This is a genomic window from Acinetobacter sp. 809848, from assembly GCF_000581275.1.
Classification (GTDB): domain Bacteria; phylum Pseudomonadota; class Gammaproteobacteria; order Pseudomonadales; family Moraxellaceae; genus Acinetobacter; species Acinetobacter pittii.
Map to the genome: position 1 here is coordinate 25,434 of NZ_JEXG01000015.1, position 19,916 is coordinate 45,349.

General features: G+C 39.9%; 21 protein-coding genes. 6 read left to right on the forward strand and 15 right to left on the reverse strand.

Annotated elements, in window-relative coordinates; genetic code table 11:
* Nucleotides 1-177: 177 nt before the first annotated feature.
* The 3 genes from serA (at nucleotide 178) to J536_RS14110 (ending at nucleotide 3,347) form a co-directional block, all read left to right on the forward strand.
* Nucleotides 178-1,410 carry a phosphoglycerate dehydrogenase gene (gene serA, locus J536_RS14100; protein ID WP_004705258.1) on the forward strand — a complete coding sequence of 411 codons (1,233 nt, stop codon included), beginning with the start codon at nucleotides 178-180 and terminating at the stop codon, nucleotides 1,408-1,410.
* Between the two features lie 98 nt (nucleotides 1,411-1,508).
* Nucleotides 1,509-2,393 carry an EamA family transporter gene (locus tag J536_RS14105; protein ID WP_005804555.1) on the forward strand — a complete coding sequence of 295 codons (885 nt, stop codon included), beginning with the start codon at nucleotides 1,509-1,511 and terminating at the stop codon, nucleotides 2,391-2,393.
* Nucleotides 2,394-2,483: 90 nt separating this feature from the next.
* Nucleotides 2,484-3,347, forward strand: a complete 864-nt coding sequence (locus J536_RS14110; RefSeq protein ID WP_014207805.1) for an EamA family transporter — start codon at nucleotides 2,484-2,486, stop codon at nucleotides 3,345-3,347.
* A gap of 7 nt (nucleotides 3,348-3,354) precedes the next feature.
* On the opposite strand, the gene J536_RS14115 is transcribed toward J536_RS14110, so the two are convergent.
* From J536_RS14115 to truB, 3 genes are all read right to left on the reverse strand, one after another.
* Entirely contained in the window at nucleotides 3,355-3,798 is a 444-nt protein-coding gene (locus tag J536_RS14115; protein WP_001019905.1) for a hemerythrin domain-containing protein, read from the reverse strand.
* A 211-nt stretch (nucleotides 3,799-4,009) separates the two neighbouring features.
* Nucleotides 4,010-4,786, reverse strand: coding sequence for a sulfite exporter TauE/SafE family protein (locus tag J536_RS14120; protein ID WP_000525218.1), 777 nt, complete (start codon nucleotides 4,784-4,786; stop codon nucleotides 4,010-4,012).
* Between the two features lie 19 nt (nucleotides 4,787-4,805).
* Complete coding sequence (truB, locus tag J536_RS14125) at nucleotides 4,806-5,711, reverse strand: tRNA pseudouridine(55) synthase TruB (RefSeq protein WP_002116937.1); 906 nt, start codon at nucleotides 5,709-5,711, stop codon at nucleotides 4,806-4,808.
* A 153-nt stretch (nucleotides 5,712-5,864) separates the two neighbouring features.
* Here truB and J536_RS14130 point away from each other — a divergent pair, with 153 nt between their 5' ends.
* Entirely contained in the window at nucleotides 5,865-6,896 is a 1,032-nt protein-coding gene (locus J536_RS14130; RefSeq protein ID WP_032063173.1) for a lipase secretion chaperone, read from the forward strand.
* 115 nt (nucleotides 6,897-7,011) lie between these two features.
* The gene (locus tag J536_RS14135) at nucleotides 7,012-7,953 is read left to right on the forward strand and encodes a lipase family alpha/beta hydrolase (protein WP_080777126.1); all 942 of its coding nucleotides are present in this window, start codon (nucleotides 7,012-7,014) and stop codon (nucleotides 7,951-7,953) included.
* Between the two features lie 52 nt (nucleotides 7,954-8,005).
* On the opposite strand, the gene rplS is transcribed toward J536_RS14135, so the two are convergent.
* From rplS to ispH, 12 genes are all read right to left on the reverse strand, one after another.
* Nucleotides 8,006-8,374, reverse strand: coding sequence for a 50S ribosomal protein L19 (rplS, locus tag J536_RS14140; RefSeq protein ID WP_002116654.1), 369 nt, complete (start codon nucleotides 8,372-8,374; stop codon nucleotides 8,006-8,008).
* Nucleotides 8,375-8,593: 219 nt separating this feature from the next.
* Nucleotides 8,594-9,349: a tRNA (guanosine(37)-N1)-methyltransferase TrmD gene (gene trmD, locus J536_RS14145; protein WP_032004868.1), complete on the reverse strand. Its 756-nt coding sequence runs from the start codon at nucleotides 9,347-9,349 to the stop codon at nucleotides 8,594-8,596.
* 42 nt (nucleotides 9,350-9,391) lie between these two features.
* Nucleotides 9,392-9,940, reverse strand: coding sequence for a ribosome maturation factor RimM (rimM, locus tag J536_RS14150; protein WP_002116736.1), 549 nt, complete (start codon nucleotides 9,938-9,940; stop codon nucleotides 9,392-9,394).
* Nucleotides 9,941-9,959: 19 nt separating this feature from the next.
* Entirely contained in the window at nucleotides 9,960-10,211 is a 252-nt protein-coding gene (gene rpsP, locus J536_RS14155; protein ID WP_000260334.1) for a 30S ribosomal protein S16, read from the reverse strand.
* Between the two features lie 147 nt (nucleotides 10,212-10,358).
* Complete coding sequence (locus J536_RS14160) at nucleotides 10,359-10,784, reverse strand: type IV pilin protein (RefSeq protein ID WP_032063174.1); 426 nt, start codon at nucleotides 10,782-10,784, stop codon at nucleotides 10,359-10,361.
* Nucleotides 10,781-11,263 carry a type IV pilin protein gene (locus J536_RS14165; protein WP_002116770.1) on the reverse strand — a complete coding sequence of 161 codons (483 nt, stop codon included), beginning with the start codon at nucleotides 11,261-11,263 and terminating at the stop codon, nucleotides 10,781-10,783. Before J536_RS14165 ends, J536_RS14160 begins: the two co-directional genes overlap by 4 nt.
* Nucleotides 11,264-11,273: 10 nt before the next feature.
* On the reverse strand, nucleotides 11,274-15,128 hold the full coding sequence (locus tag J536_RS14170) for a PilC/PilY family type IV pilus protein (protein ID WP_032063175.1): 3,855 nt from the start codon (nucleotides 15,126-15,128) through the stop codon (nucleotides 11,274-11,276).
* Nucleotides 15,129-15,139: 11 nt separating this feature from the next.
* The gene (locus J536_RS14175) at nucleotides 15,140-15,949 is read right to left on the reverse strand and encodes a PilX N-terminal domain-containing pilus assembly protein (protein ID WP_032063176.1); all 810 of its coding nucleotides are present in this window, start codon (nucleotides 15,947-15,949) and stop codon (nucleotides 15,140-15,142) included.
* Nucleotides 15,946-16,947 (reverse strand): PilW family protein, encoded by a 1,002-nt coding sequence (locus tag J536_RS14180; protein ID WP_032063177.1) that lies wholly within the window; start codon nucleotides 16,945-16,947, stop codon nucleotides 15,946-15,948. Before J536_RS14180 ends, J536_RS14175 begins: the two co-directional genes overlap by 4 nt.
* Complete coding sequence (gene pilV / locus J536_RS14185) at nucleotides 16,947-17,507, reverse strand: type IV pilus modification protein PilV (protein ID WP_080564113.1); 561 nt, start codon at nucleotides 17,505-17,507, stop codon at nucleotides 16,947-16,949. Before pilV ends, J536_RS14180 begins: the two co-directional genes overlap by 1 nt.
* Complete coding sequence (locus J536_RS0104515) at nucleotides 17,501-17,974, reverse strand: pilus assembly FimT family protein (RefSeq protein WP_032063179.1); 474 nt, start codon at nucleotides 17,972-17,974, stop codon at nucleotides 17,501-17,503. The genes pilV and J536_RS0104515 overlap by 7 nt, the downstream gene beginning before the upstream one ends.
* Nucleotides 17,975-18,143: 169 nt before the next feature.
* Complete coding sequence (ispH, locus tag J536_RS14190) at nucleotides 18,144-19,094, reverse strand: 4-hydroxy-3-methylbut-2-enyl diphosphate reductase (RefSeq protein ID WP_032006348.1); 951 nt, start codon at nucleotides 19,092-19,094, stop codon at nucleotides 18,144-18,146.
* A gap of 122 nt (nucleotides 19,095-19,216) precedes the next feature.
* On the opposite strand from ispH, the gene gmk reads away from it, so the two are divergent.
* Nucleotides 19,217-19,846 (forward strand): guanylate kinase, encoded by a 630-nt coding sequence (gmk, locus tag J536_RS14195; RefSeq protein ID WP_005804544.1) that lies wholly within the window; start codon nucleotides 19,217-19,219, stop codon nucleotides 19,844-19,846.
* Nucleotides 19,847-19,916: the final 70 nt, after the last annotated feature.

A 19,916-nucleotide genomic window follows, 5' to 3' on the forward strand; every position in this document is an offset into this window, starting at 1 on the left:
GAAAAATCACATTTATCCCCCTACCAAGCATATTTTAAAATGCTCGAAAAGCCATAAACAGAAGTGATTAGACATAGATAAAATTGCCATAAGGCGATGGTATAAACGAAATATCTATAGCACCGCCCAGTATGTTATTATACCGCCACCAAATTTGGCCTTTGTAGCGGAGCCGTAATGAGCCAACATCTTTCACTACCTAAAGATAAAATCCGTTTCCTTTTGTTAGAAGGCGTTCATCAAAACGCAGTCGATACTTTAAACGCTGCGGGTTACACCAATATTGACTATCGTAAAACTGCTCTTGAAGGCGAAGCGCTTAAAGAAGCAATTAAAGATGCTCACTTTATTGGTATTCGTTCGCGTACCCAATTGACTGAAGAAGTTTTCGAAGCTGCAAACAAATTGATCGCAGTAGGTTGTTTCTGTATCGGAACAAACCAAGTTGATCTTAAAGCAGCAATGGCACGTGGTATTCCTGTATTCAACGCACCGTATTCAAATACGCGTTCGGTTGCAGAGCTTGTACTTGCTGAAACGATTCTTCTTCTTCGCCGTGTTCCTGAAAAATCGGCGGCTTGTCATCGTGGTGGTTGGGACAAGTCCGCTGTCGGTTCTTTTGAAACTCGTGGCAAAACTTTAGGTATTGTGGGTTACGGTTCCATCGGTTCTCAACTTTCAGTTCTTGCTGAAAGTATGGGTATGCATGTTATTTATTATGATGCAGTAACCAAATTACCAATGGGTAATGCTCGCCAAGTTGGTTCTTTAGATGAGCTTTTAGCAACTGCAGATGTTGTGACTTTACATGTGCCAGATGTTCCATCTACACGCAACTTCTTCACTAAAGAACAATTTGCGAAAATGAAAGAAGGCGCGATTTTCTTAAATGCTGCACGTGGTACATGTGTAGTGATTGAAGATTTAGCTGATGCAATCAAATCTGGTCATATTGCTGGTGCAGCGGTTGACGTATTCCCGAAAGAACCAAAAGCAAACGGTGAAGAATTCCAGTCTCCACTTCGCGGATTAGACAACGTGATTTTAACTCCTCACGTTGGTGGTTCAACCATGGAAGCGCAAGCAAACATCGGTTTAGAAGTTGCAGAGAAATTTGTTGCTTACTCTGATAAAGGTATGACACTTTCTGCGGTGAACTTCCCAGAAATCGCATTACCATTGACAGCTGGCCAACACCGTTTATTGCACATCCACAAAAACGTGCCAGGCGTATTGTCTAAAATCAACAACTTGTTTGCTGAACAAGGCATCAACATTTCTGGTCAGTCTCTTATGACTAAAGGCGACATCGGTTACCTCGTCATGGACGTTGACGCTTCTGCTTCTCACGAAGCTTTAGATATGTTGCATGAAGTTGAAGGTACAATTCGCGTGCGCGTATTGTTCTAATACGAACTGTAAATTTAAAAGCCACAGCAATGTCTGTGGCTTTTTTATGGGCATTTACATTATCATGTGAAAAGTATACCAATCGATCAAATAATAAAATGTCCAGTTCGAACCAGAAATCTCAGCTGCATGCTTTGGGCTTTCTCATTCTCGCTATGCTAAGCGTACAAAGCAGTGCATCTTTAGCAAAAATTCTGTTTCAGAACTTCCCTGTACTGACTGTTTCAGCAATGCGCCTATGTTTAGGTGCAATTATTCTTGCCTTTATTTTTAGAATTTGGCGAATTAATTTTAGTCAGGTTCGATGGAAAGCAATTTTAGCTTATGGATTTGCGCTTGCAGGCATGAACGCACTGTTTTATCTGTCGATCGAACGCTTACCGATTGGGATCGCGGTTGCTTTTGAATTTATTGGACCTTTAAGTGTGGCGTTATACCACGCACGCCAAAAATATGATTTTGTTTGGGTGAGCTTCGCAATTATTGGGCTGATTTTACTTTTCCCTTTCAATCAGGCCCATAGTCTAGATTGGATCGGCGTTTTATTTGCTATTAGTGCAGGGGCTTGTTGGGCGCTTTATATTATTGCCGGTCAGAAACCTTCTGGTATTTCAGGTAATCATACGGTGTGCTTGGGAATGAGTGTAGGTGCATGCATCTTATTACCCATTACCTTTTTTTCAGGCTCAATTGCACAAGTTATAGAACTTCCCTATCTTTTTTATTTTATTGGTTTGGCTATTTTAGCCAGTGCTCTCCCATTCTCTTTAGAAATGTTAGCACTGCGCAATTTGACACCTTTAAGCTTTGGAACATTGATGAGCCTAGAACCCGCAGTTGCAGCGCTATCTGGTTTTATCTTTTTAGGCGAATATCTGTTATGGAACCAATGGCTAGCACTTGCAACCATTATTACCGCTTCTGTTGGTTGTACCATAACCACCCAAAAAGCTCGCCAAGAACGTGAAAAAGTAGCAAGTTAATTTAATGAAATTTGCCAGCTAAAACACAGTATTCGTTATAATTGTCCACCATTATTTTTAGACATCAGATGAAGCGCTAGAGTATTTTCCATGCAAAATCTTCCAATTATTGCTGTGCTGTATATGATTTTGTCTATGGTCTCATATCAAATCAGCGCTTCATTTGCCAAACAGCTCATTGCAACATTAGACCCTCTCACCGTTACAATTTTAAGGCTGAGCTTTGCAACAGTCATCGTCGCGATCATGTTTCGCTCTTGGAAAATCTGGTCACGCTTACCCTATTTAAAATGGCGTGATTTATTGATGTACTGCGCATCTTTAGGGTTAATGAATATCCTATTTTATACCTCACTTGGAAAATTACCCCAAGGTATTGCTGTTGGATTAGAGTTTATTGGTCCATTGGGTCTTGCGCTTCTTTCTATTAAACAAAAGAGCGACTACATTTGGGTAGCACTGGCCATGTTAGGCATTGCACTCATGGTACCTTGGCAAAACCCTATTCAACACCATTTCTCGTATGTAGGTGCAGCATGTGCACTAGGTGCTGGACTTTGCTGGGCCTTCTATATCTATTTCGGTCATAAAGTTGTGACTCAAAATATCGGGATGCACGCCTTAACGATTGGGATCGGTGTATCTGCACTTGCCTTATTGCCAATTGGAATCTGGCACAATGCTCCTGCATTACTTGAGACACAGTACTGGGGTAAAGCCTTACTTATTGCGGTGTTAGCGACTGCAATTCCATATGCACTTGATTTAATGGCTCTCAAACAACTCAATAAATTAACTTATGGGACTCTAACGAGTTTAGCACCAGCATTGGCAGCATTAACGGGTTTCTTATTGCTTCACGAAGAAATCAGCATGCTGCAATGGGTGGCTTTGGCTTGCGTAATGCTGGCCTCTATTGGTGTTACTTTAAGAAGTACTAAAAAGGCTGCATAGGTTTACTCTACTGCTGCTTTTTATACTTTTTATATTCCTTTAAATATTTATTACCCAGTGTCTCCTTTTCGCTGTCTTTAAGAATTTTTCCGGCTTGTTGAAAAAACTTATGTTCTTCTTCTTTTAAATGATGATGGACTTTTTCACTCAACTGTTTGGCGGTTGCTAACCAGCTCGGGCTACTCATATCGGTTTTTTCAAGTTGTTCGACCAACTCATCCATTTCATGATGTTCAGATAAAGCATGTCTCGTAATATCTAAACCGACATCATCAAACATTAAAGGAATATAAAGGTAACGATCTTCGGCAACTGAATGGGCATAAAGTTCATTTTTTAATGCATCAAATAATTCTTTTCGTTCTTCGGTTAAACCGTGTGTCTGAATGAGTTGTTCAGAAAGGTTACGTTGATTTTCATGGCTTTCTCTTAATGCTTCGAAAATATTCATTCTCTTCCTCATTTTTTAGCTAAAAAATCTTTTTTATTTCAAGGTTTATCATACGTTGAAATTTATAATGTTTAAGTAGCTTAAAATGAGACTATTTTTTACACAGTTTTCTTTCTAGTAAATTTCTGTAATGATTTTTATATTTTTAACTGTAAATGATACACAAAAGTATGAACTGCATTTTTGAGACAGCTCATACTTTCAATCTTATTTAACCCGTAACAAACATTTGATAGCCCAAACGGCAAATCAGAATACTTACCAAAATTAAAAAGATAATTCGCACAAAACCACTGCCATATTTAAGTGCAGTACGCACCCCAACAATAGAACCTAGCACGTTAGCCGCCGCCATCATTAAACCAATATGTAAAATAGCGTGACCAGTTGGGATGAGGAAACTCAGCGCAGCTAAGTTAGTCATAAAATTACCAATTTTTGACAAAGCTGAAGCATGCAAGAAATCAACTTGTAAAAAACGGATAAAGAAGAAAATAAAGAAACTGCCAGTACCCGGCCCAAAAATACCGTCGTAGAAACCAATGGCCAAACTACCAATACCAGCTAAAATTAACATTTTCGTGGTAATTTTTTGCTCGGTATGAACTTGACCGAAGTTCTTTTTAACTAGGGTATAAATCGCAATCACAATCAACATTACGAAAACGAAAGGACGCAATACGGATTGTGGAATAAGTGATAAACATGCAGCGCCAGCAAAAGAACTAATCAAGGCACAAATGGCAATAACGGCTAAAAGCTTCCATTGCAACTTTACTTTTTTAGCAAATGTATAAGCCGCCGATGCAGTACCAAAAATGGATGAGACTTTATTGGTACCAATCACCGTAGCAGTCGACATGTTAGGAAAAGTGCTCATGATCCCGGGAATCTGGATGAGTCCACCGCCGCCTACAGCAGCATCAATTGCTCCTGCAGTAAACGCAAAAAAGATCAAACTAAGGATAACATCCCATTCCATGCCCATGCTCTATACTCTACATCTACTACAAATTTAAGATACGCTTAGGTACCAACCGTTTTTTATCGGTAATCTCTGCTAAGCCTAAACAGCGCTCACCTGAAAACACCAAAACTTCTGCTTCTGCTGAATGCTCAATATTGCTTTCTAAACCGTTGCAAAAATATTTTTCACGCCCTTCCGGAACTTGAATTTTTAGGAAATGGTCAACTGGTGCATAAACTGGAAGTAGCAAAGCTTCTCTTTGCTCTTCTGTTAAACTTTCCAGATATTCAATGGTATAACTCGGTATAAGCTCAAAATGTCCTGTTTGAGTCCGATTTAGCATCGTTAAATGTCCACCACAACCAAGTGCTTCACCAATATCTTCACCTAGTACACGGATGTATGTACCTTTAGAGCAGGTTACATCCAGAGTGATACTATTTTCGGTAAACTCAATAAGCTCTAAAGCATAAATCGTGACTGGACGCGCTTCACGCTCAATCTCTATACCTTTTCTCGCCAACTCATATAACGGCTTACCTTCTTTTTTCAAAGCCGAATACATGGGTGGAACTTGTTGAATATCTCCTCTAAATTTCTCTAAGGTTTGTTCAATAAGTTCTTGGCTAAGCACCGGAATAGGACGCTCTTGTAAAATCTCCCCTTCCACATCACCTGTTGTAGTGGTCTGTCCCAATCGAACAGTGGTTTGATAACGCTTTGTTGAGTCCAGCAAATAATGTGAGAACTTGGTCGCCTCTCCCAAACAAATCGGGAGCAAACCTGTCGCCAAGGGGTCTAACGCTCCAGTATGGCCTGCTTTTTGGGCGCGATATAACCAACGCACTTTTTGCAAAGCCGCATTTGAACTTAAGCCTAATGGTTTATTTAATAGAAATACACCACTGATATGGCGACGAGAAATTTTTTGATTTTTTGTCGTCATTTTTACTGGAACACAAAGCTAGAAAAAAGTGCCGACATGTTAGCAAATTCGGCAAGATATTTTCACAATATTTAGGTGCCTTTTCACTTATTTTATGGCACATTAATGAATGAGTAAAAAAACAACAAATTAAAACTTAAGGAAGATATCTTTATGCAAGGGATGCAGAAGAAGGTATTGTGGTGCGTGCTCGTTTTTTTTATTTTGAGCCTCATTGCATGTGTCTATTGGTTAAGTCCTGATTCAAAAAACAGATCAACCCAAGTCAGTGAAAAGACAGCTCAAAATTTAGCATCAGCTCCACCCACAAATAACTCAACGCTAAATGCAGATGCTTACCATAGTAAAAGTCAGCAAGATACTGAAGTTAACTGTCAGTTAAAAATTGATAGTTCCCAACATTTGGTCGTTAATAGTCAAACACGTGACTGCTTTGAATATTTTATTACCCAATATGGAGAAAATGATTTAGAGCAAATTAAAAATCACTTTGGACAATTTATTCAGGGAAAATATTTAGAGCCCGCTCGCTCACAGATTATAGATTTATGGGCCCGCTACTTAAAATACCGTGAACAGCTTGCTCAAATCCAAACGCCCTCGTCAAAACAACAAGATAAAAATTATTTTCAAAAAATCTTTAATTCAATTCAAGATCTAAGAAAACGTTTCTTTTCGGCCGCTGAAGTTGAAGGGCTCTTCTCAACTGAAGATATCTATCAGAACTACACGTTAGATCGTATGCAAATACTTGAGGACTCTTCTTTAAGCGAAATTGAAAAGGCTCAAAAGCTTAAAGAACGTTTCGAAGAACTTCCTGAAGACTGGCAGCAAAACCTACAAGAACTTTCTAAACTTGATGACTTACATGCACTGACCAAACAAATTAAAGCACGCCATGGTTCAGCAGAAGAGCTTAGACAAATGCGTACAGCACTCGTCGGAGCTGAAGCAACTCAAAGGCTAGAAACTTTAGATACGCAACGGAATGCTTGGCAACAAAGGGTCACAAGTTATCTCGATGGTCGAGATGAAATTATTAAAAGTAACATGAGTGATAGTGCTAAAAGCCAAGCCATACAACAATTACGCCAACAACAATTTAACTCATCACAAGAACAATTAAGATTGCGAACTTTTGAAACGGTCCATGATCAGGGAGGTGAACTGCCATTTAATTATTAAGTCTTTCCTATTAGGGACTGACTAAACAAGCACTAGCAGTAAGAAGCTGCTTTTCATACAAAATAAAAATAGTGAGTAAAAAATGAAAAGGAAGTTAACGTTTTTTTGCGCTGCAATGCTCTCTGGATTGAGTATTTCAGCGGCCTATGCCACAAATGCTGAACAAGTTAAAAACTCGTTCGTCTATTCATCTTATGCACAAACCAAATATCCACTGGTTTTTAACCACGGTATGGCAGGTTTTAACCGAGTTGGGACAGATACACTTGGTCTCGATTACTGGTATCAAATCCTTCCGGATCTTGCTCGTAATGGAGGAAATGTCTGGGCAACCAGAGTGTCACCTTTTAACTCAACAGAAGTGCGTGGTGAACAACTTGCCCAGCAAGTAGAAGAGATTATTGCCATTACCGGCAAGCCTAAAGTCAACTTAATCGGTCATAGCCATGGGGGCCCGACAATTCGCTATGTGGCCGGTATCATGCCAGAAAAAGTTGCCTCACTCACTACAATTGGTGCACCTCATAAGGGATCACCAATGGCAGATGTGATCCTGAACGTTGAGGGTACTCCTCTGTCTGGACTGGCAACGTTAGTAAACTGGTTTTCAGCAGCCATTACTTGGGCAGGAGGCCTAGACCCAACAAGCTATCCGCATGACTCTTTAGCAGGTGCTCATAGCTTATCAACTCAAGGTTCAGCTCAATTTAATGCTCAATTCCCTATGGGTGTACCAACTACTTCTTGTGGTGAAGGGACATATCAAGAGAAAGGTATTTATATGTATTCTTTCTCGGGGAATAAAGCGCTGACCAACCCATTAGATCCATTTGATATTGCGCTTACAGGCAGTAGTTTAGTGGTTGATCCATTTGGTGATAATGATGGACTTGTTTCCCGATGCAGTGCCAAATTTGGTAAAACAATTCGTGATGATTACAACTGGAATCATTTAGATGAAGTGAACCAAGTACTTGGTATACGTTCTATTTTCGCTTCCGATCCTGTCTCGGTTTATCGTCAACACGCAAACCGTTTGAAACTTCAAGGACTATAGTTTTTAAACAAAAAAATGCGCCAAAAGGCGCATTTTTTTACTCGCTATAAGCTTACGCTTTACGAGCTGGTAATTTTTCACGAATACGTGCAGCTTTACCAGACAAGTCACGAAGGTAGTAAAGTTTAGCACGACGAACGTCACCACGACGTTTCACTTCGATTTTAGCAACAACTGGTGAGTGAGTTTGGAATACACGCTCAACACCAACACCGCTAGAAATTTTACGTACTGTGAACGCAGAGTTCAAACCACGGTTTTTCTTAGCGATTACAACACCTTCAAATGCTTGAAGACGTTCACGATCACCCTCTTTTACTTTTACTTGAACGATGACAGTGTCACCAGGAGCAAAAGCAGGGATATCAGATTTTAACTGTGCATTTTCAACAGCTTGAACTAAAGGATGTTTACCACTCATTGTGGGAATCTCCAATATGTGCGGAGTCAGAAGAGGTCTGAATTTCCGCTGGGGATAGAGGCTAAAGCGCATATCAACCCGTTTATCTTTCCCTTTACGACAATATGTCTATAAAGAGCCTTTAAATTTACATAAAACTATTCATTAAATAGAATTATGCTTTAACTCGAAGCATTGCTTCTCGTCTTGTTGCAGAACTTTCGTTCTTGAGAATAACGATTAAGAGTTACCGTTATTCACTTGCATATCTTTTAGCCATTTTTTTTGCTGCTTAGTCAACTCAACCTTTTCGACCAACTCTGGTCGGCGCTCTAGAGTTCGTTGATATCGCTGCAAAAACCTCCATTTTTCAATGTTGCCATGATGTCCAGATTTTAATACCTCTGGCACATCTAGCCCTTCAAAATGGTCAGGCTTTGTATATTGTGGACAATCTAAAAGACCGTCAACAAAAGAATCTTGTACTGCTGATTGTTCATCTGACATTACATTCGGCAAACGGCGAATAATACTGTCAAGTAACACCATAGCGGGCAGTTCACCACCAGATAAAACATAATCACCAATTGACCATTCTTGATCAACATAATGCTGGATCAAACGTTCATCGACTCCTTCATAACGTCCACACAGTACAATTAAGCCGTCATAATCAACAAACTGCTGTACTGCCTGTTCATTTAAGGTTTTGCCTTGTGGGGACATATACACCACAGGAACATGAACATGTCCTGCTTGTGAGGCAAGCTGTTTGGCATGTGCAATTGCTTTCGCCAAAGGCTCAGCCATCATCACCATACCTGGGCCGCCACCAAATGGACGTTCATCCACTCTTCTGTAATTTCCCTCAGCAAAATCACGAGGATTAATACAAGTGACTTGTACAATATCTCGTTTTGCCGCGCGTCCGCTGATGCCGTAGGCTGTAATCGCTTCAAACATTTCAGGAAAAAGCGTAATGACTGCAAAAAACATCACAGACTCCTCTATTTTCCTGCTGTATTAATCCTAAAAGGATTAATAATCTACGCCCCAATTGACGTAAATACGACCAGCTTCAAGATCAACACGTTGTACTACATCTTTATGCCAAGGAATCATGCGCTCTTCTGAATCAATGCTGTCTGGGGTAGCATGCACCACCATCACATCATTAGCTCCAGTTTCAAACAACTCATGAATTTTCCCTAAGTTTACTTCCTGTTCTTCTTCATCAAGACCTAACACAGTTAAGCCCTTTAAATCTGACCAGTAGTATTCATCTACATCTGCTTTTGGCAGTTGAGACTTAGCAATCCAGATATTAGCGCCAACCAAGCTTTCCGCCCCAGTGCGATCACTCACACCTTTCAACGCAACAACTAGGCCTTTGCCATGTGGTTTCCAACGTTTTACATCTATTGTTTGCCAACCGGCCTTGGTCTCAATGTACCAAGGCAGGTAGTCAAACATGTTGCTCATAGGTTCTGTATTTGAATACACCCAGAGCCACCCATTCAATCCATAAGCTGAACGTAACTGTCCAATCTGAATACGATCTTCGGGAACATTCTGTGTTGATGTCATGGGCTACCTACTACAAAAATTATGCAGTAGCTTTTTTAGCTTGAGCAGCTAAAGAAGCAACACGTTCAGAAGGTTGAGCACCTTGAGAAACCCAGTGAGCAAAACGGTCTGCATCTAAACGAAGTTTTTCTGCTTGACCTTGTGCAGTCGGGTTAAAGAAACCGATACGCTCGATGAAACGACCATCACGTGCATTGCGGCTGTCAGTCACAACGATTTGATAGAATGGACGTTTTTTTGCGCCGCCACGTGCTAAACGAATAACAACCATGATAAAAGCCTTATAATTCTTACGGATTATCCCTGCGCCGACCATCGGCAACACTTCAAACCCCTTTCATAGAGGGCGACATTCTACGTGATTTTCGCCCTGAAAGAAAGATTATTTTTTGAGTTATCCGCAGTTTTGAATTTAAAATTACTGTAGCCAATTTGATGTGGCAGATAACGCACAATCATTTGCACCTTTTGCCCAAAATTTTTGCCCTTGATCATTAAGACAAATGATCCCATCACCAGCTTGAGAACTAGTAGCAATAGGTGTAGCAGTTAACACCCAACTTGAATCAGTTATGCTAGCGAAAGCTAAGTTATATAAGGCTTGGCCTTGTTGAGGACTGACACTAGAACCATAAACCGATGTAATCGTTGCATTCGATGGATAGCGATTGTGAACTATTTTTTCTGATTCTAATGTTTGGGCAATATTCATCATTTCAGATTGAACAGCTGTACGATGTCCTTTGCGTAAATACTGCAAATACGAAGGTGTAGCTATAGCCGCTAAAATTGCAATTATTGCGACTACAATCATGAGTTCTATTAAAGTAAAACCATTCTTCATTGCCAATTCTCACTATTTGTTTCACATACATTGCAAGTGACTGCTCCACCACAGTCATTATCAACAGCCGTAGCTGTTAAACTTTGGCAACGCAAACCTGAATTCTTAGCAATAAAATTAAAATTTCTTGAATCTGTAGTTGTCGCTTTAATGACCCATGTCTGCCCATTTGCAGCAGCATTCGTCAATAAATTTCCTGTCGTCGTATCATCACTAATTTCAATCGTATAACCACCCCGTGGCAAAGTTACAGATGTCGTAGTAAATCCTCTATAGGTAAAGTTCTTGGATTTATGCCGTTCCAACTGTTCTGCCAATTTTAGAATTTCACCTTTAGCAGCAGAGGCAGTCGCTCTGCGGCTATAACTTTGATATGAAGGGATAGCAATCGAAGCAAAAATAGCGACAATCACGATGACAACCATGAGCTCAATCAAGGTAACACCCTGATTAAACCGTTGGATATAGTATTTATTCATAAGTCATCCTTTAGCGATAACGCTCATACCAGCGCGCAGGAACTAAGTGACTTGTACATTGCCACTCGCCCGTTCCACTCTCGTTTCCAGACAGCTTTAATTTCCCACAACTATTAGTCGCAGGTGGGTTATCCTCCGTTGGTACAAATGTTACGCCACGAATACCGGAGCCAATAACGTTTTTATTACATTCGGAAGCTCCTACTGGGCAATTAGTACCAGTTTGTGTTTTGAATCCACTTCCATTCTCTTTATTTTGATCAATTGACCCATCAGAATTAAGGCAGGCGCCAAATGGTAAACAGAACGTCTGCTGGTCAGTTTCACCTACTACACGTGGTAAACATGGGTCTGCCGCTACAATGCCTGTTCCCTGCGGATCATAAACAGGCACAATTAAAGTCCCCGTAACGGCCATAGGTTCTTCAAAAGCTTTCAGTCCACCTTTAATACGGAAACTATTATTAGCTTTCTCTGTGCCATCGCTCATACTAGAAAGTGAGCGATACCAACCACTTTGCCCCACCCCAGTGTTTGGAAAGAAAATCTGTGCTACTCGTGTTTCCCCAGACCGTAAAATTTGTGGATTTTTTCGAAGCGTCAATCGAGTAATATCTTTTGTTTCAAGTTGGTTATCAGCTAAAGACATTAAATTCTTTTTGATAAAGTCTTTATCGATAATCCCATAGACATTGTTTACAGGTCTTCCGCTTAATGCGGTGCTCGGTGACATCCCCTCACGACCTGTAAGCGGATAAACATCTAAAGGTGTACTACGGTCACCTGAAGCAATACCGACAGTAATAAAAGTGCGGATTCCATAATCATGAATTGTCACTGTTGGCGGTTCATAAAAACGCGGCGCATTCCCAGCGGTATAGTCATTCGAAGCATCATAAGTTGAGTCATTTGTTGCTAAATTCGCTAATCGAACAACTCGAATACCGAAACTGCTATAAGTTGAATTTGTTTTTGTCTGGTTATTATTAAGATCGATACGGAAAATTTGCCCGCCTAAATCGCCAAAATATAAATGGTCTACCAAACCATCAGCATCTCGATCTAAGGTACTAATGCGACTAACAATACTGTGCTTCATATTAGAGTTATCTATATTAGAGCCTGTATCACTAGTCCACCATAAGCGTTCCCCAGTTTTAGCATCAATAATATAAACAGCATTCCCTTTTGCTTTTCCATTCGTAAAGCAAGAATTACTCAAGGTAATATTCGGGTTTTCATAACATTGGTCGTAGCCACCACCAACAATCATAACCCGTTTAATAACTCCGTTATAACGTATATTTGCAAGTACAGGTTTAGACCAACTCTGCCCCATGCGACTATAATCAGTTTGATCTGCTCCTACTCTAAACAGGAGCTTAGGTGAGACAGGATTTAAGACATTTAAGCCATAATAGCTGCTGCCACCCATTCGCATGCCACCATAAATATTCATTTGCTTTGCAGTTACTTTTGATACTGCTGAGCTACCGCTTCCCGTTGTAGTAATACTATATGCAGGGTCAGATACCCAAGCCCCATCCATACCGTGAGCAGGAGCTGAGGCATCACTTTGGCCAACCACTAAAGCTTTTGATGCAATTGGATCATTTAATATATCAGCCGGAACGAAAGCCATTTGTTCTACGCCAGTTGAAGCATCCACAAGATGCAGACCACCTTCCATCGTTCCATAGAGAATAGATTGTTCACGCGCAGATGTTAAATTCCCATTTTCATCTAATGTTCCATTATAGGTAAGCTGCACCGGTAAAGAATGAATACTACCGCCCATCGATAAATAGGGTTCATTCGATGTAACTAATGACGAAGGTAAAGTCGTAGCGCTAATATCAGTTGAGTAACCTAGATAATTTAATATTTTTAATTTCAAGCCAATCGGGAAAGCTTTTAAAATATCTTGTCCAGTTGATGCATTAAATTTTCCTAAAACATAACTTGCTGTATTAGCCACACTATCAAAAGGATTAGTTCCTTCTGGGGGAGCAGCTGGGATTTTTAGCAAATTAGTTCCAGAAGTCGATATTTTCGTTAAGCTACCATCCGCTGCAACAGCGGAAACATCAGTAAATAAGTTGCGGATTTTAGTTTGTACTGCGTAATAATATTTTATGATATTTCCATCTTCATCACGTGTTTCATTTTGTCCAGCAATTGGTAAAGGAACTTTTGCATATGAACCACCTAAAAAGACGTTACCTCCATCATTATAATTAGAGCTATTCCAATAATCTTTCGTACCCGTTCTAAAAGCCCCACTTGCATTGTAAACCAACCCACCAGTGTTAGCTTCAAAAGCACCTGCATTGCCCCCTGATAAAACAACATGATATTTCTTTAAATTTCCACGCCATGTTAAGTATGTGTTAGCTGGGTTTGGCTCTAAAGCCCGTAAGTAACCATATTCCTGTAAATTTTTAGGGTTTAGTGCATCATAAGGAACTGAGATAGCGCCAGTGGTTAAGGGTTGTAACGGAACTTTTTCTAAGTTATTAATAAATGCGATAACACTGTCTGTTACACCTTGCGCACTTTGGGTAGGGAAAAAACCTCCATTCCCATAACCAGGTGCAGCGACCGCATTTGTGGTCTGATTCGGTGAACACGCATCATCTCCTTTTCGATCAGATTGGGTTCTCGAACTTAAACGACAGGCATTTTTTACATCAGAAGAACTTAAACTAGAAAAGTCACTACCAAAACCGACAAATGCTGTTTGAATAGAAACTCCAGCTGGGTTTTTTGTTTTATCAAATAATCTTTTTGCAAATTCCCCCATACAAGCCCAACCAGAGTCTGCTGTCGTGTTAGACAAACCTCCAGAACAAGTAAAATTTGCTCCCAAAGTGCTGCCTAGGGCTGTCGACATTACAGTTGCCGAACGTGTATTTGTTGTATTGTTCGGTTCTCCATCTGATAAAAAATAGATACCTTGCCCATCACAACTCTGGCGATTAGCAACCGCAGGCAAAGGAGATTGGTAAATAGCATTTAAATTAGAGGCATTTCTATCTACAACAATATTGGGATTGCTAGCTGTATCATTTGATTTTGATTTTGGGATACCACTATCTGCATTTGCTACAGCATAATTAAAAGTGGTGTAGTAATAAGTATAAGAATAGGTCCAATCCGACGAAGTATCATAAGCAGTTGCCGTATCCACACCAGGATTAGAAGTTGACCAGTTACTCCAATAGTTATTAGAACGACAAGGTTGCCATAGATTTGTAGTATCGATTTGTGAATCGCGATAATTCGTACAATATGAGTATTCCGTTCTATTATCAGATTTTCGCACACGCCTTATATAGCTATCTTTTCGAATGGCATAATTTGCCTCTGAATAGGTCGTTGTACCCATCAAATAAGCAGCAGCTTCCGCATAAGCATGTGCTGAAGGCGTTGACCCGCCAGCAGTTAAATTTGCAACAGCCTGTTTTAATTTATAACGTTGAGAACCCACTGTATTTAAAGTACTCGCATCTCCTAAAGGAGCAGCAGCCACTAGAACCTGCCCACTTCGGCTATCACCATTTGCAGAGAAATTTCCCAACCCAACACGAGTATCATTTAAAACAGGATTATTACTTGCTAAAAAAGCATTCATACCATTTTTAAGCATGGCCAGACGGTTTTCGCCATAACTATTGTTGGTCATACTTCCTGATGTATCCAACATCATCACAATGGTTTTTTTACCAGCTGTAGGTGAAGCATAAATTTGTAAATCACTCGCCTGCACAACGGAGCTTGTCATTAGCCATGTAAAAGCAACTGAACTCGAACAGATGGCATACCATAAGTTATTTGGCTTAAAATTCTTCAATTTTAGTTTCACGATATTCCCCGTTATGAACCTGGTGCCGTAATTTGAGTGAGTTTATTGGTATAGTTAAATTCTTGAACTTGAGTACTAAAAGGCACGTTATGATTTGCCAAACACTCTGCCAATGTTTGTTTAGCCGTTAATGCGGTATCAAAATTGTCGCTAATTTTTGCCGAACTCGTGCTTAAGCAATCTCTTTGTAAAGTTTCAATAGAGGTAGATGCATAGGCCGGTAAAAAAGCAGTTGTAATCACTCGAATACGTTGCGTAGACAACATGCTTTTAGGTAGTTGCGTACCTTCCGAGGTGTTTGTTCCTCGTGGTAAATTTGAACCTGGAATATCGCTAGCAGCATCTGTTGGAACACTTACAGCAACTTGGGTAACCACTGCTTGACGATTACTTCCATAGTCAGTTGTTAAATTGCAGAAACCCGCCACTCCGCCATCTTCAACAACTGCATTATTAGCGCTTCCTGCTCGAAGTAAACTTGCACCTCTGGTCTGAGCAAAATTTGTTGCTTTAGAAACAGGCTTATAACAAAAGTTGTATTCCGCACCAGGATTACTTTCATGCTCTTTAAGCGCGGCACCAATCACATTAGTAATATTAGTTAGGGTGGTAGGATTCATCTGCACAATGAGTTCTAAAGGTGTGTCAGATGACTGAAAATTTAATTGGCTAACTTGACTATTGGTAGCAACTTTTAAAGAAACAATAGCTACTCTTATTGCTAAAACCCCTACAGAAATAACAATCAATAAAATAATAAGCACAACAATAAGGGTTGCCCCTTTTTCCTTAGATCTACTCTTATGAATTAAATGGGTCATAGACTTTCCCCCATCGCGTTGCGTAGAGCAATTGTTAAGTTATAAGTGCGGCGTAAGAATCGAGTTGTATTATCAGAAGCATGCACGGTTTGATCTAACATAAAAAAAGATTGCTCAGGATCTATTGCTTTGCTTTGGGCATTATTAGTAGAGCGCGCTAATACAGATATTTGTATTGAAAGAATTCGTGGCGGCATCACAGATGGCGTGGCATCTCGGGCAGCCTGTGCAGCAGCGCGATACTGGGGAATGGTATAATAAGCAAAATTGCCAGCCGCATTTTTTGCACCAAACAGCACATGGAAATGATCAATACGCGGCAATACAATTTGACCAGCGTCGCCCAACCCAGCAACAGTAGTCGGTTGAGCTGTGGCTACAGCAGAGGGAGTATTTGCATCACATGCAAGTGCATAATCTTGCTGGGAACTACCATTACTATCCAGACGTAAAAAATAACGCTCTACAATTAAATCTCCTGCAAGTACATTCATCCCTTCACAATTGGTCATATTCGTAGGCGCAATAAATTGGATAGTCAGCTGATCACTTTGCACAGCTGCATTTGAACTATTCTGTATATTTGAAAGACCTTTCCAGTGATTACTCACAGTACTCACCGTATCTCCTGCACCACGACTAAGTAATGTGTCCGCAATATAAGTATTTGCTCCAACGTTAGGGACAAAATTAACATTGTTGTTATTGGTTGCAGTTGAAGCAGTTAATACAACACCGCCCCAAGGGGTTGTATCAGTTAATATTGGGTTGGTTACATTTCCATAATTTAGAAGCCGTATATCACGGGCAATATATTCCAAACCAAAAATACCGCTATCTTGTATTTCAGCATTTGCTTTTTGTAGACGGCTTGATAGAAGTCCACCAATAAATAATTGAGTCGCCGCGGCTACCAAAATTAGACCTAAAGCCAATGCAACCATCAGCTCAATTAATGTAAAGCCTCGTTGTTTCCATAATACAAATGAGTGAGCCATTAATATGCCTCCATCATTAAACAGTTCGAATTATTGACATAAACGCCATTTGTACTCATACAGCTCGACACATCCGCGCTCGTGACTCCCTCATTTATTGTAATTACTGGAGCGGTTTTTCCCCAAAAAACAAACAAACATTGCCTCTGCTGGGCCATTGTGCTTGTAACCCCTGGGCAATTTGTCATTGTAATTTTCATGCCAAGTTGATCAGCATTTCTTGCTGCTTGATATGCATCAAATTGCGCAAGCTGAGAAGGTGTACAAGCTGCATTGAAACACAACGTAGGAGCTGCGGTGGTAGATGAATAATTGCTATAACTACGGACAAATGCGGGATACTGACTAGCTTGAGAACTATTTACGCGAATGTTTTCTGCTAATCCTCTCATGATCATAATCGCTTGAGATTTGCTTAATGCCTCTGAAGAAGCATCCATAGCACGGACTTGCAAGGCAACATATCCTAAAACCCCTATCGCAATTAAAATTAAGGCAACCAACACTTCTAATAAACCCACCCCAACTTGAGCTTTTCGTTTAGAGCCCTGCATTAACATGTCTCCTCAGCTTTAAAAATTAATGTGCCAAGCTTTGTTAAAATAAGAATTTTCTTTTTATTTATTTTTGAATTACAAATAGATAAAAGTGTATCTTGGGTAATATTGGTTATCACCCCATTCGCATTAAAAGTTAGAGTCGTTGCTGTTAATGAACTCTGCTTACCATCAGCAGCGATATTTTTAAGCTCAAGACTGTTATTGGAATCAGCTTTCCAATTCAAGGAAGTGGGAGTATTTAAAGCTGTTGAATTCAGATTAATGGATACATCTTGTCGACCAAGTATGGCTTGGTTCTTTGCTTCCGATAAAGTATTGATTAGATCTCGTTGGTTTCCATCTAGTCGTTTGCTTTCTAATAAATTCGACATAGATGGTGCAGCCATCATCGCGATAATAGCCATGACCGCAATCGTCACCATAAGCTCAACCAAGGTGAACCCGTCTTGCGGAATAATTCCCCTCATCCCCATACCCCAAATAAACTTTAAAATTTTTTATTTATTAATTAAATTTTACGTCTTATGTTTACAAAACAAATACAAAGCAGATAAAGGGTATAAAAAAACAGATAACTGTCATATCAACAATTATCTGTTTAAATTTTTAAAATCAGTATGTTAAATACATCACACTTTACGCTTGAGTCACATGAATGCGTAATTCTTTAGGAAGACTAAAGGTTATGTTCTCTTCACGCCCATCTAATTCTTTCGGCGCTTGAGCACCCCAATCTTGTAAACGTTGAATCACTTGTTTAATCAAAATTTCTGGCGCAGAGGCGCCAGCAGTAACACCAATTTTACAAGTCTCATTGAACCATGACTGCTCTAACTGATCAGCATTATCTACAAGGTAAGCGGCTTTACCCATACGCTCTGCAAGCTCACGTAATCGATTTGAGTTTGATGAGTTAGGTGAACCTACAACTAAAACCACATCACACTTCTCAGCTAAATCACGTACAGCATCTTGTCTGTTTTGAGTAGCGTAGCAAATGTCATCTTTACGTGGGCCCTGAATATGCGGAAATTTTGCACGCAAAGCATCAATAACTTTAGCTGTATCATCAATAGAAAGCGTTGTTTGAGTTACAAATGCAAGTTTTTCAGGATGTCGTACGGTAAGTGCGGCGACATCTTCTTCATCTTCAACCAGATAAATATTACCGCCTTTTAATTTGTCATATTGCCCCATTGTGCCTTCGACTTCTGGGTGCCCTTCATGACCAATTAAAATAGCTTCAGTACCTTCACGCGCATATTTAGTCACTTCAATATGAACTTTTGTCACTAAAGGACAAGTCGCATCGAAAACTTTTAAGCCTCTGCGTTCAGCTTCTTGTTGAACTGCTTTTGAAACACCGTGCGCACTAAAAATTACAATTGAATCATCTGGAACCTGATCTAGTTCATCAACAAAAACGGCCCCTCTTTGACGCAAGTCATCTACCACAAATTTATTGTGTACAACTTCATGACGTACATAAATAGGAGGATTGAAACATTCTAAAGCCCGATTGACGATTGCTATGGCTCGATCAACACCGGCACAAAAACCACGCGGATTAGCTAACACAATTTCCATAACAGCCTCAAAATTAATAAAACAGGGGAATTTCTCTTGAATATTTGCAATTAAAACTATTCAGTTTAAACGCACGGTACACTACAATAGCGAAGATATTTTATCATATCAGGAAAAATATCATGTCGGGTCTATTGTTTGTCGTTTCTGCTGCATCAGGAACGGGCAAAACATCTTTGGTAAAAGCCCTGCTTGACCGTGTGAGCAATTTACATGTTTCAGTCTCGCATACAACCCGAGGTCAACGTCCCGGTGAGTTAGATGGTGTTCACTATCACTTCACTACAAAAGATGAATTTCTAGACCAAGTCAACCATGATGGATTTATCGAATACGCTGAAGTATTTGGTAACTACTATGGCACTTCTCAAGCTACGGTAAAACAACAGTTAGCTCAAGGACACGATGTCTTACTTGAAATTGATTGGCAAGGTGCAGAGCAAGTACGCAAACTTTTTCCTGAATCCAAACAAATATTCATTTTACCCCCAACTCAATTTGATCTACGTCAGCGTTTATCTAATCGCGGCACTGACTCAGTTGAAGTCATTGAGCATCGTTTAAGCTGTGCAGTAGAAGATATGCAGCACTACACGAACTTTGATTACATCATTATTAATGATGATTTTAATAAAGCCTTACATGAGCTTGAAGCTGTAATTACAGCGAACCGTTTGGTGCTATCTCAGCAAGCAAAACGTCATCAAGCTTTAATTCAGGACTTGATTACTCCTCAACCAAAACAGGAATAACTTGAGTCTAGATCGAAAGCCTTTTATACTATTTAGTCTGTTCAAATTTACCATTCCAGAACGAGAACTT